Source organism: Thalassoroseus pseudoceratinae, assembly GCF_011634775.1.
Classification (GTDB): Bacteria; Planctomycetota; Planctomycetia; order Planctomycetales; family Planctomycetaceae; genus Thalassoroseus; species Thalassoroseus pseudoceratinae.
Genome location: NZ_JAALXT010000008.1, coordinates 87,841 through 100,383 on the forward strand (window position 1 = coordinate 87,841; position 12,543 = coordinate 100,383).

At 55.9% G+C, this 12,543-nt stretch carries 9 protein-coding genes; 3 read left to right on the forward strand and 6 right to left on the reverse strand.

Going from position 1 to position 12,543, the window contains the following annotated elements; genetic code table 11:
* Positions 1-131: 131 nt before the first annotated feature.
* Positions 132-1,877 (forward strand): hypothetical protein, encoded by a 1,746-nt coding sequence (locus G6R38_RS24725; protein ID WP_166831480.1) that lies wholly within the window; start codon positions 132-134, stop codon positions 1,875-1,877.
* Between the two features lie 18 nt (positions 1,878-1,895).
* On the opposite strand, the gene mgtE is transcribed toward G6R38_RS24725, so the two are convergent.
* The 4 genes from mgtE to G6R38_RS24745 all read right to left on the reverse strand — a co-directional run bounded on the left by mgtE (position 1,896) and on the right by G6R38_RS24745 (position 6,729).
* Positions 1,896-3,236 carry a magnesium transporter gene (gene mgtE / locus G6R38_RS24730; protein ID WP_166831481.1) on the reverse strand — a complete coding sequence of 447 codons (1,341 nt, stop codon included), beginning with the start codon at positions 3,234-3,236 and terminating at the stop codon, positions 1,896-1,898.
* 141 nt (positions 3,237-3,377) lie between these two features.
* Positions 3,378-3,752, reverse strand: a complete 375-nt coding sequence (gene rpsI / locus G6R38_RS28155) for a 30S ribosomal protein S9 (protein WP_240928376.1) — start codon at positions 3,750-3,752, stop codon at positions 3,378-3,380.
* A gap of 348 nt (positions 3,753-4,100) precedes the next feature.
* The gene (rplM, locus tag G6R38_RS24740) at positions 4,101-4,595 is read right to left on the reverse strand and encodes a 50S ribosomal protein L13 (protein ID WP_166831483.1); all 495 of its coding nucleotides are present in this window, start codon (positions 4,593-4,595) and stop codon (positions 4,101-4,103) included.
* 277 nt (positions 4,596-4,872) lie between these two features.
* Entirely contained in the window at positions 4,873-6,729 is a 1,857-nt protein-coding gene (locus G6R38_RS24745; RefSeq protein WP_166831484.1) for a polysaccharide biosynthesis protein, read from the reverse strand.
* A 342-nt stretch (positions 6,730-7,071) separates the two neighbouring features.
* Here G6R38_RS24745 and G6R38_RS24750 point away from each other — a divergent pair, with 342 nt between their 5' ends.
* Positions 7,072-7,866, forward strand: coding sequence for a Nif3-like dinuclear metal center hexameric protein (locus tag G6R38_RS24750; RefSeq protein WP_166831485.1), 795 nt, complete (start codon positions 7,072-7,074; stop codon positions 7,864-7,866).
* Positions 7,867-7,868: 2 nt separating this feature from the next.
* Here G6R38_RS24750 and G6R38_RS24755 read toward each other — a convergent pair whose 3' ends face one another.
* A complete protein-coding gene (locus G6R38_RS24755; protein ID WP_166831486.1) occupies positions 7,869-9,818 on the reverse strand; it encodes a divalent metal cation transporter in 1,950 nt (649 codons plus the stop codon).
* Between the two features lie 162 nt (positions 9,819-9,980).
* Here G6R38_RS24755 and G6R38_RS24760 point away from each other — a divergent pair, with 162 nt between their 5' ends.
* Positions 9,981-11,348: a TIGR02996 domain-containing protein gene (locus G6R38_RS24760; protein ID WP_166831487.1), complete on the forward strand. Its 1,368-nt coding sequence runs from the start codon at positions 9,981-9,983 to the stop codon at positions 11,346-11,348.
* On the opposite strand, the gene G6R38_RS24765 is transcribed toward G6R38_RS24760, so the two are convergent.
* The gene (locus tag G6R38_RS24765) at positions 11,339-12,517 is read right to left on the reverse strand and encodes a HEAT repeat domain-containing protein (protein ID WP_166831488.1); all 1,179 of its coding nucleotides are present in this window, start codon (positions 12,515-12,517) and stop codon (positions 11,339-11,341) included. The genes G6R38_RS24760 and G6R38_RS24765 overlap by 10 nt on opposite strands.
* Between the last annotated feature and the right edge of the window lie 26 nt (positions 12,518-12,543).

Sequence of the window (12,543 nt, forward strand, 5' to 3'; positions counted from 1 at the left end):
TCATTTCACGGGGAGTTCTTCCCTCTTTATCTGTTCGCGTTCGCATGTTGCGGTTGGGGCCAACCGTCTTGTGCGGAAGGTCACAAACACCATTCGATCGCTGACGGACACTCTCGTTCGAGGAGACTGTCATGTCACGTTCTGCGGGTCGATCGACGTCGTTGGTCCGGTATTTTGTCACTCACAACCCCTTCTATGCCATCAGTGCCGCATTGCTGATGTACTCGGTGCGTGCTGCGTACGGGGAGCTGGAAATTGGCACCATCAATTGTTGGCTGATGATGGGCGTGCTGGCCGTTTACACACTCACGTTGGCCGGAATCGGAGTTCTGCTGGTGCGGTTGGGACAGGTGTGGGAAGACGTGCGATCCGTCCTCCTATTGGTCCTGCTGATGTTTCTGGGCATCTCGATCAGTGCGGACGATCTGTTCGTGGCGATGGAATCCACAAGCGGTGGGGTCGCATTGATGGTGTTCGGCTATCTCTTTGCCGTCGTGGTCACGGAAGCCGTGTTGCGGCTCTCGCGGCTGCGGTTGAATTGGTTCTACCGCATTCCCTACTACCTATTCTTGGCGTTGTTCTTTGTGACGCCATGGTTGATGTCGCCGGAGTTGCACCCTCGAAATGCCCGGACGACGGAATGGATGCTCTTGCTCTTCCCAACCGCAGTTGCCGGCGTGATCCTCACGTTGATTCCCGCCGTCCGACGCGGACCACGGGCCGTCGAAAACAACGGAACGCCCTGGCAGTGGCCGCTGTTTCCTTGGACGATTTTCGGACTCCTCATCGGTGGAGCCGTCCTGCGAAGTTACGCGCTCTCGTTGACCTTCGGACCGACCGGACCGATTTGGGTTTATCCGAGTTCCGGAGGACGGGCGATTGCATTCGCCACGGTTTGGGGCTCGTATTTTCTCGTACCGATCATCGCCGCCATAATGGTTTTATTGCTCGAAAACGGAATTTGTCGAGGCAACCGCAAACTGACACAATCCACACTACTCGCCGCCCCACTCCTCCTCCTGTTCGCCATGCCGATTGGAGCCGGCCAGGTGTTTCGGTCGTTCTACTTCCATGTCACGTCGCAGATCGGATCGCCGATTTGGCTGTGCTTGGGCATCCTAGCGGCATTTTACGGCTACGCTTGGTTGCGAAAGGCAGCACACGCCGAGTTCGGTTTCCTGGCGACACTCGCAATGGCAGCGGTCGTCACCCCGCACACCGTCGGTTTCCGAACGCTGTCAGAACCGAATCCGTATATGCTCGCAACTCTCGCGGCGTTGTTCGCCATTCGAGGGATTCGATCCCGATCTGCTTTCACCAGTTTTGTCGCAGTTTTGATTGCGTCATTCACAACTTGGAAACTGCTTGAGGACTCCGCGTTCGCGTCGTATTCCGAGTTGGTTAGTGCGCATCTCCTGTGGATCGGCATGATCGGAATTGGCTTCTTGTACCGAGATCCCTTTGCACGACTGCTTCAGTTCCTGAGTGCAATGATGTTGCCTGTCGTGGCGGCGACAATCGTCGTGAACCCGAGTTTCTTTTCGCTCCCCCGAGCCTGGAACGTGCCGTACGTGGGCGGCATGTTTCTCGCATTCGGTTTGATCGGCTGGGCGTTTCGCAGTCGCTGGTATCTGGCCGTTGCTGCGTTGGGTGTGCTGGCGGGAATCTACGAGGGCTTCGCGTTCGGATTCCGATCAGTGGCACAGAATGTCGGTTGGGCGGCGGTTTCGGCCTTCGCTTGGAGCGTTGGTGCCCTGCTCCTTGGGTTACTCGTAAGCATGTATAAAGCGAATCGGATTCCTCCTCGAATGATGGCTTGGTTCCCCGCATCTAATCCGGAACCAACAGCAATACCAAACGAGTTGCCCGACTCCTGATGACCGGGATTCATCAAATCAATGGAGCAACAAAATGGCCACGTTGAAATAGATGACCACGCCCATCATGTCGACGATCGCCGCGATGAGGGGGTTGGACATCAACGCTGGGTCCATGCCAAGCCGTTTAAACAGCAACGGGAGCATGGACCCGGTGACCGCTCCCATCACGACCACGAGCAGCACCGTCGCCGCGACGGTCATTGCACGGGCGGGCGGGTTGAAAATTAGAGCGCACAGAAACGCCAAGACGCCCAAACACGCGCCTAACTGGCTGGCGAGCAAGACCTCACGCCAGAAAATTCGGAACGCGGTTTTTCGTCCCAACTCCCCCAATGAGACCGCCCGAATCACCAGTGTCGCCGATTGCGAACCGGCGTTTCCACCACTTGCGAGGACCATCGGCAGAAACAAAATCATCCATGGCTCTTGTTCGGCAATCGGCTGATAACCGCTAACCACCGATGCCGTCCCCAAAGCCGCTCCCAACAACAAGACCAGCCAGACACCACGTTTCCAAGTCAGAATCCGAATTGGCGTGGTGAGGTAACCGTCTTCGAGCGGCTCCATCGCCGCCAGACGTTGCACGTCTTCGGTGGCTTCTTCGTGGATGACATCGAGAATATCGTCGTGCGTGACAATTCCCACCAACCGATTCTGATTGTCGACAACCGGGATGGCGATGAAGTCGTAACGGGCCATCTCTTGAGCGACGACTTCCTGGTCATCGGTCACTCGCACGGAAATCACATCATGTTGCATGATGTCGGCGAGTTTACGATGCGGTTTGGCGAGGATCAGATCTCGAAGCGAAATAAATCCATGCAGGTGCCGTCCCTCATCGAGAATATAAATATAGTAGACGGTCTCCCGATCGGGCGCTTGTTTCCGTAACCGATCGAGAGCTTCGCTCACGGTGATATTTTCCGGAAGCGAAGCGTATTCCGTCGTCATCAACGCCCCTGCGCTGGACTCCGGATATGACAGCAACTTGCGAATGTCACTTCGCTCGGCTTGCGCGATGGACGGCAGCAGATTCTCGACCTTCTCGGCATCCATCCGAGAGAGCAAGTCGACGCGATCGTCCGGAGCCATTTCTTCCAAGAGACGCGTCAGCCGACCACGGTCAATGATTTCGGTCAGCCCAACTTGTTTCGGCAGACTGATGAATTCCAGGATCTCGACTTGCCGATCGAGACTACAAGTCCGGAGCACCCGCCACGCCAACTTGCTGTCGATGTCTTCCAGAACTTCCGCCGTCGCGGCCGGGTGGAGAATCTCACAGAATTCGCGCATGCCTTCGACGTCGTTCTCGTCGATCATGATCCGCAAATCAGGTTGAAGCAGTTCCCGGTACATTGGCGGTCAACCGATCGTCACAAAATGCGAAGCGCAGGGCGTTTAGGGTGACATGCAGATCATAGGTGGCTACAAAAAAACCCGAGGGTTTGCGACCCTCGGGTGAAATGAGTTCCGCGAAATCGGAACGAACTGATTGCGTTACCGTTTCGAGAATTGGAAGCTTTTGCGGGCCTTCTTGAGGCCGTATTTTTTCCGTTCCACCATCCGGCCGTCCCGTGTCAGGAAGCCATGCTCGGAGAGGGTGTGGTGCTGGGCCGGATCTTTGGCTTGGATCGCACGGGCAATTCCCAAGATCATGGCTCCGGTTTGGCCGGTGGTTCCACCGCCACTCACGCGAGCCCAGACGTCAACTTTGCCGTCCATGCCGGTGGCTTCCAAGACAGCCTTGATCGCTTTGCGGTCTCGTTCGACGGTGAAGTACTCATCGAGAGTCCGGTCATTGATGACCATCTTCCCGTCGCCTTCTTTGATTCGCACTCGGGCGACCGACGTTTTTCGTCGTCCGGTTCCGATGGAAACACCGAAGCGGTCGATTTTCCCGCGAATGACCGGTTGATAGTCGGGATCGACTTCGCTGGCCGCTGAGCCTTCGCCAAGCGTCAAACCAGAAGCCAGGTCGTCACCGGCAGTTTCTTCGCCAGGCGTGGTTGGTGGAACCGGTGCCGCAGCGGCCTCCGGATCGACCGTCGGTTCAGTTTCCGAAGCTGGTTGTTCGGGCGTAGCCGAAGCGGTTTCTTCGGGAACATCTGGTTTGTCGTCTTCGGGGTTGTCGGTCGACATATCAAATCATCCAGATCAGCAATCAGAAAGTGAATTCCAAAGAAGCAATCGCATCGTAACGACCAAGCGAAAGCCGATTGATTAACGCAAGTGCTCGGGCAACTCGACAGGTTGCTGCGACTGGTGCGGGTGTTCGGGACCGCAACAGAGCTTTAATTTCTTCAACATTTGCCGGCCGAGCTTGTTCTTGGGCAGCATGCGTCGAACAGCCTCTTCGAGAATGCGTTCCGGGTGCCGCTTCCAAACTTCCGCCGCCGTCGTGACCTTTCGACCACCCGGATAGCCGGTGTAGTGATCGTAAGTTTTACGGAGGAACTTCGTGGTAAAGTTTGGGTGCTCGTCGTGACTCACTGACGAACCACTGAAACGCACCAGGTGAGCATTCGTCACGATCACATAGTCGCCCGTATCCACGTGCGGCGTATATGTCGGTTTATGCTTACCCATCAGGACGGTCGCCAAACGAGTGGCAAACCGACCGACGATTTCATCGGTTCCATCAACGACGTACCACTCTGGCTGAAAGGTTTCTTTCTTGGCCACTGTGGTGCGGGGCAAAATCGGTCGCGAAGGCATAACATCATCTCCCGCCACACTGACGGGCGAACTAGAGGACAAAATGCGAACAGAAGTCGACTCAGTGATTCAGACACTCAAAATTTGACACAGCTGAGAACCACGTTGAACAGCACTTTCCTGTGGTGTTCAAATCGGGTTCACCGGCCAATTGAGAGACGATGATCCACGGACCCTCTTCCGGGAAGATCGAACATCTTAGCGGGCGCTGAGTTTGGTTTCAACGCCGAGCCATCGATTTCTTACGCTTCTCAGGAATTTTGGAAGCGTTGGGCAGTTAGGCAGCGGACCGAAGGTCGTCGTCAGTCCACGTTTCCGCATCGACGTAGCCACGCACGATGCGTCGCAAGTCCGTCGCGATGTCCGCCTGAGGCGTTTCGACGGCTTGCTCCAGCGTGGCGATATCATCGAGAACCCCGACCAAACGGGAGGGATCACGTTGAGCCCGGAAAATTTTGTCGTGAACTTTCTTCGTCCCCTCTTCCGAGAGGTAAAAGAGTTCCTCGTACAGTTTTTCACCGGGCCGAATTCCAGAGAAGACGATATCGATGTCTTCATGCGGTTTCAGCCCCGAAAGGGCAATCATGTCCTGAGCCAAGTCCAGAATCTTGACGGGCTCGCCCATTTCGAGAATCAAAATATCTCCGGAATCGCCGATGGCACCGGCTTGCAACACGAGTTGCACGGCCTCGGGGATGGTCATGAAGAACCGCGTCATCTCGGGATGGGTCACGGTGATCGGGCCGCCGCGTTCGATTTGTCGGCGGAACGTCGGAACCACGCTACCGGCGGAGTTTAACACATTCCCAAATCGCACGGTCACGAACTGAGCCGTCGTTTGGGCGGCGATCGTTTGCACGTACTTCTCGGCGACGAGTTTGGTCGAGCCCATGATACTCGTGGGCCGGACGGCTTTGTCGGTCGAGATCAGCACAAAGCGTTCGACTGGCAACGCAGCGGCCAGATCGGCGACGGTTTTCGTTCCGCCGATGTTATTCCGAACGGCCTCGCGTGGGTTTTCTTCCATCAAAGGCACATGTTTATACGCGGCCGCGTGGAAGACGATTTCGGGCTGGAAGCGGTCGAACACTTGCGACATGCTTGCCCGATCGGTCACGTCGGCAATCACGAAATGCAGCTTCTCGCTACGTTGCTTCCGATTTCTGAGTTCCTGCTCGAACAAGAACGTGCCGTATTCCGATTGATCAACCAGCACCAAGCATGCTGGGTCCAGGTCGAGAATCTGACGGCAAAGTTCCGAACCAATGCTGCCTGCCGCTCCGGTGACAAGGACTCGTCGACCTGTCAGACAATTCTGAATACTGGCGAGATCCAACTCGGCTGGGTCGCGACGCAATAAATCGTTGATGGTGACTTCACGGACCGACAAGCGATAACGCCCCCCGACAATTTCTTGCACGCCGGGAATCACGTGGACCTTGATATCCAACTTACTGCACTGCCGCGTGAGTTCACGAAGCTCTTTGCCTGGCACAGAACCTGGCACCAACAAATGCCGGGCTCCGGTTTTGTTGACCAGTTTCGTCAAGGAACTGTGTTTCGAGTAAACCCGGACGCCTGCGATAATCGACCGTGGTTTGCGTGGTCCACCGCCGATGAGTCCAACGACGTTAAAATTCGTTTGGCCTGTTTGGATCGCTCGAAGAATCCCGACCCCTTCGGATTTCGCTCCGTAGATCAAGGCGGGATTGAATGGGCTACCACGAAACAGCGGTTTGATGCTCTCGGCATACAACCGGAACGACATCCGCAACAACGCGGACGCCATGATCGTGAATCCCCAGTCAATCACAATGACCGAACGTGGAATGGGAATGCCCATCCAGCGGAGAACGGTTAGGTTCGTAATGTAAATCGCGACGGCGGCCAGAGTGGCACCGATTCCAACCCATTGCACATCGTGCAAGGATGCATAACGGAACGCGCGACGCCACTCCCCCGTTCCCAAACAGGTGACGAATTTAACCGCCAGAATGATCGGTAACGTGTAGCGAAACAGATCAAAAACAACTGGCGGAACGTTGAAGTCGCACCTGAGGACGAACGCGGTGTAATAACTGGCCACATAGATGGCCAAATAGGTTGGCAAAACGGCGGCCATTCGATGTTTCATGGATTCCGTCCGCTACTCTCACAAAACCAACCACACTCCAGGTCAGAACGGCATCGACCGCTGACTGCCAATTCACGGTGGGCACAAAAATTCTCTGTAAGACAATCGGCGATTTGGGTCTAGAGCAAATTCTACAACCGTCTCCGTTGGTTCGGTTCGGGTATCAATTGCGATCTGATATCGTCTAGTGTTGTATCCAACCGGAATTGACATGTTCGCAGTTTGCGATGAGCACGCCAACGAGCGTGCGGTCGAAGTTCTGGAACCCGTCAATACTGAGTGGTTGAACCACTAGGAAGTCCGCCCACATTGATTTCCACCGATCCCACGGAGTCCATCAAAATGACCGACCTTGCCGATATCACCCAATTTCTTGATCAGCAAAACCCTCCGGATTTAGCCGAGGATTGGGATAACGTCGGCCTTTTGCTCGGAGATCCTCAATCAAAAACCATCCGAGTTCTCACATGCCTCACATTGACCCCGGATGTCGCTGCCGAAGCGGTGAACAAAAATGTGAACTTAATTGTTTCGCATCACCCAATTCTGTTTCGACCCATCCAAAAAATTGCTTCGACAACAAGTGAAGGCGCGATGCTGTTGAAATTGATTCAACATGGAATCGCCGTTTACAGCCCGCACACGGCATTCGACAGTGCGGCGGAGGGGATCAATCAACAAATCGCCATGCGATTCGGACTGACGGAAATTCAGCCATTGCGACCGACCGACGAAAACGAGTCGATCGGCACTGGCCGATTCGGTGAACTGCCTGAAAGGATGTCTCTCAAAGAATTAGCGGCCCGAATCCGCGACGAATTCCGTTTGCCGGCCGTGCAGTTCGCGGGCGATCCCGACATGAGCGTGCAACGGTTGGGAATCGCATGCGGGTCGGCGGCGGAGTTTCTCACCGATGCCCGAAAAGCCGGTTGCCAAGCATTTCTGACTGGCGAAGCTCGGTTTCACTCCGCGTTAGAAGCCCGGACCGAAGGGATCGGATTGATCCTCATCGGTCATTACGCTTCCGAACGTCCCGCTGTCGAACAATTGGCGACCGTGATCGCGGATCAGTTTCCCCAACTGGATGTCTGGGCCAGCGACGTCGAAACTGATCCGCTGCAATGGTCGATCACCTGAGTTTAGGCTTCCTCAGTGGCATTTTTCCGACGGCTGAGATGGGCCAACAGGATGATGAACAGGAAGATTCCCATGGCGGAGAAGCCAACTTCCGGATAGTCGCTGGTTTTGATGCTCCAATAACTACCGAATGATGCCAAGCTCAAAGCCAGCAACATCAAGATGTTCCAGCAGAATCGTCGGAAGCCGGTCGGACGACGATCGCCGAGCAACGTCTTGGAATTCATCATTAGGAAGAACGTCAGGTAGGCGATGGGCAGGAGCATCATGCCGAACATCGACGTGGGCACGGTCAGCCAGAATTTTGCTTCGCCTGCGAAGACGAATGGTCCGAGCATACCGCTGAGCCCAGCCAACAACGCTCCCACACGGTGCGGCGTCCCCTTCGGTGCGACACGGATGGCCTCGCAGATTGCGAAACCGTTGATCAACATCAGGATGATGATGGTCGAAATTGCCATCCCTAACACACCGATCCCGAAGGCATAGTTCGCAATCCCTTTGCCTGCCAACGGTTCCAATGCTTTCGCGAGGTTGAACGCATCACGTTTGACGAGCATGGCAGCCATTCGGCGGTCTGCTTCCGGCAGTGCGTCGCGAGCTTCTTCAAGCGGTCCCTGTTCGGGACGGGTCTCTTTCAGCTCAGCGGTTTGGGTCGCCAGAGTTTTCAAAGACGCAATTCGCGTGTCGTCTTCCCGGGCCAAAATGGCTTCGGCTTCGGTAACAACAACACCCGTTCGCTCGTAGTATTCTTGGGCTTCTTTGAGGACTTTGAAGTCCTTCTCACCCAGTTCGGTTTTCAATCGTGTATCGAGCAGCCCTTTGAATCCACCGACGAGATTCCCGGCGGGTTGGATGGGGTTTCCATTCGGATCGGTTTCACCGAGGAAGCCGGGAGCCGGTTGCCCGTGGAATTGACTCGACGCCGCGATCACGACGCAACTGGTCGCCAACATAAACGGAATCAGCAGTCCGGTGGAAAGGTCGAAGATGGCCAAACCACGGAAGTCTTTGTCCCAACCACGGGCGAGCATTGAATATGGCAATAGGAATGTCATGTTGATCCCGACGGCGGTTGCGGCGGCGGTGATCATGACTTTCTGTTGATTGTTGACGATGTAATCCGTCCAGAATTGTTCGAAGTCTCCGGTTTGGCCAAGGGTTTCCGCAAACGCGGCCGCGGGTTTGTTGAGCAAGCTGAAGTCGGGAATGAAACCGCCGCCGATTGCACTCCAATCAAGCACACCTTCGGTGGACATCTTAATCACCACACCAAAGAAGCACAGCACAACAGTTCCGACCATCCCCTTCAAAATCAACTCGAACAGCTTGATCCCCCAACCACCAGAGTTGTAGAACCAAACCACCGTCCCCGCCGTGAAAAAGAGGATCGCCACACAGATGAGTGTGTTCTTCCGCTTCGTTTCCGCTTTGATTTGTGCGATGTCGTTGGCGGTGGCGTCCTCACCGGCATTCTCGACGGCCTTGGCAACGGCTTCTTCACCGAGCAATTCGGGAGCAAGATTCTGTTGAATGGCAGCGGTTCCGAGCCCAAATTGTGGCATACACCAGACCATGTTCGCCATGATGGTCGCTAGCAACCAACCCCAACCGAGAGCCGGGTTGATGTGCCGATTGATGGCCTGGAACGGTCGTTCTTTCGTCGAAAGTGCGACGTAACCAATCGCGCTGAGCATGATGATGCCCATCGCCATTGCGATCGGTTGCAACCACAACAGCCCAAACCCCGCGAGCACACCGAGATACAGACTTCCACCCAGCGAACCACCACCCAGAGTGATCGCACTTTGCAACCAACCCGGCCCGGAGAGTTTCGTGTAGGCCCACAGTTTTGCCAGCGGGCCACGGGCTTTGGCATCGAGGATCATTTGCCGATCGTGTTCGATGCGTTCGGGGTTTTCGATTTCGGCTTGGTCCCGGGAGTCGCTCATGTTGGGGGGTCTCGTACCGTCGGTGGGTCAGTTAAGAATCAGAGGATGGAAATTCACAATTTCGCTCGCCTTAGCAACCTAACCAGACATCTACCCCAACGCAAGCAACCTTTCCGGAACACAGCGTAAAGCCGTGCGAACCCACCTCTGGAGTCGAGAAAAATGAACGTTCCAGAAGACTGGATCGCTCCACGTCACGCTCAACTTGCCCTTGTCGGTTCATTGCAGACGGATAAAATTCCGTTTTCAGGAAGATCGACGACCCCACCAACGGATGGCGAGATGCCGCAAGCGGAACAGTTCCTACGCGAGATTCGACGACAACCGGACGACACCGTTCCGCGGTTGATCTACGCCGACTGGCTGGAAGAACGTGGCGACGCCCGGGCAGAACTCATCCGTGTGCAATGTGAGTTGGAAACACACGACGACATCCCCGAAGATTTCAGCCTCGCACTCAAAGCCCGTGAACGAGAATTGATTGCGGACTTGGAGTCTCAATGCTTGGCCGATCTGGACACGCTTGCGGTTCGAGCGGTCCGTTTTCGGGGCGGGCTGGTGGACGCGGTCATTGTCGAGGGCGATCGATTCTTGCAACACGGGCGGATTCTCAGTCGATGGGCACCGGCACTGCGTTCACTCGATTGGCGACAAATGCCCCGTGACGCCGGAACCGCACTTCGGCAAGCGTTACGGTCTCCGTTTTTGTCCGCGGTGACGGAACTTGATCTCTCTGACAATTCCATCGGTCGCAGCGGCATTCCCGAACTTGCCAACGCTCGCCGCAGTGAACAGCTTCGTTCGCTGTACGTTTCCCAAACTCGGCTGGCTGGACCGGGAATGCAGGAACTCATGCGGGCGGCGTTGTGGTCTTTGGAGCGGTTGGATTGCTCCCATAACGGACTCTCGCCGTTTGATGTGCAAGCACTCACGCGGTCGGAACAATTCGCGAAGTTGACGACGCTCGATCTCAGTCACAACACCATTGCCGACGACGGCCTCCGGATGTTGTCGCAGTGGGATCGATTGCGTTCCTTGCGGGACCTCAATCTCAGTTACAACGACATCGGCCCGGTCGGCATGAAAACGCTGACCGTTTCCGAGCACATGGTGGACCTGGATACGCTCGATCTCTCTGGCAACATCATGCACGGCGGGGGCATTCAGGAAATTGCGAGCGGTTCCAACTTTAGCCGCCTCAGCCGTCTCAAACTCAACGACGCCGGGTTGGAAGCGACCGACCTCACACGATTAGTGCGTTCGCCATACTTGAAACGCCTGACGCACTTGGAGTTGGATTTCAACCCGCTCGGCGAATTAGACCCGGACATCATGCAGTCGCCGATTCTGTCCCGATTGCGGCAACTCAGTTTGCGACACACCCAATTGGACAACGTCACTGCACGCGAAATCGCCAAGAGCGATGCGTTCACATCCATTGAACAACTCGACGTTCGTGAGAACCCGCTGATCGACAGTCGCACCAAGTTGCTACTCAATGAACGCTTCGGGCCACGCGTTCAGTTCTGAGCGGACTTGCTCTTCGCTTCATCCAGGGTCCGCAGAACTTTCCGAGCGGCTTGGCGAACGGTCGGACGGGAATCGTTCTCGACTTTTGTTAGCGCCTCCCGCACAATTCCTGGCGCGGATTGGCCGATCTCAATCAGCAAACGGTACGCTCGAATTCGATGCTGCCGATCGGTTTCGGCCAATGCTGTGATTGCTGCAGGAATAACCGTTTTGGCTTCTTCAGTGATTTGCCAAATCGCTTCGATTGCCTGAATACGAACACTGGCAGCTTCGTCGTTCAAGAGTTCTTCGAGTCGCACGACCGATGCCGACGCCTTCGGCCCCAGACGCCCAAGGATCCCTGCGGCCCGTGTCCGAACTTCCGGATCGCGATCGGCCAGCAAACCGGTGACCGATTCCATCACCGCTGGTCCGATATCCGAAAGCGAAACGGCGGCGGAATCCCGGACGGCAGCGGATTCATCGAAGATCATCGTTTCCAACAATGCGGACTGGGAAACCGATGCAGCCGGCCCGATCGCTCCCAACGCTTCGACGGCACGACGACGCACCAATTCGTTTTCGTCGTACAACGTGCGGGTCAACGCAGGCACCGCGGCGATCGCATCCGAACCGACGGTCGCCAACGATTCCCCTGCCAATGCCCGCAACGTATTCACATCCCGAGCGGCATTTTTATCAGCAGGTGGGGGCATGCCGAGCGTTTCGATCAACGCGGGAAGTGCTTGTGGATGTCGCGAACCGATCCGACCGAGCAACTCAATCATCACTTGTTTTTCTCCAAGTGACGATTGATCGGTCTGCAGGATTTCGATGGCCGTCGGAGCGACCGTGGCCGCCTCAGCCCCGAACAACGCCAACGCTTTGCCAATCCAGATTCGCGTTGAGTTACCAGCGTCCGGCTCTTTCAGAATTGCCCCCAACACCGGGACGGCGTCTTCGGCGATCGGCCCCAGTCGGCCCAGCGTCAGTGCAGCTTGACGACGCGTGAACCACGGCACGTCCGTGTCTTTCACGATCGCCACCATGCCAGAGACGGCGGATCGGCTTTCCGGGTTGTCCAATTCCAGCGACTTCATCCGCTCGCGCCACTCGTCGAGCGTCAGCCCATCATAAGTGGTGGATGGGTCACCGAGAACCGCAACACAGGCGAGGATCGCGACAACCATCGAGACACCTCCCATCTTCAGACCAT

Coding starts and splice junctions, on each gene's coding strand:
- G6R38_RS24725 (WP_166831480.1), top strand. CDS start 132: ATGTCACGTTCTGCGGGTCGATCGACGTCGTTGGTCCGGTATTTTGTC.
- mgtE (WP_166831481.1), bottom strand. CDS start 3,236: ATGTACCGGGAACTGCTTCAACCTGATTTGCGGATCATGATCGACGAG.
- rplM (WP_166831483.1), bottom strand. CDS start 4,595: ATGCCTTCGCGACCGATTTTGCCCCGCACCACAGTGGCCAAGAAAGAA.
- G6R38_RS24745 (WP_166831484.1), bottom strand. CDS start 6,729: ATGAAACATCGAATGGCCGCCGTTTTGCCAACCTATTTGGCCATCTAT.
- G6R38_RS24750 (WP_166831485.1), top strand. CDS start 7,072: ATGACCGACCTTGCCGATATCACCCAATTTCTTGATCAGCAAAACCCT.
- G6R38_RS24755 (WP_166831486.1), bottom strand. CDS start 9,818: ATGAGCGACTCCCGGGACCAAGCCGAAATCGAAAACCCCGAACGCATC.
- G6R38_RS24760 (WP_166831487.1), top strand. CDS start 9,981: ATGAACGTTCCAGAAGACTGGATCGCTCCACGTCACGCTCAACTTGCC.
- G6R38_RS24765 (WP_166831488.1), bottom strand. CDS start 12,517: ATGGTTGTCGCGATCCTCGCCTGTGTTGCGGTTCTCGGTGACCCATCC.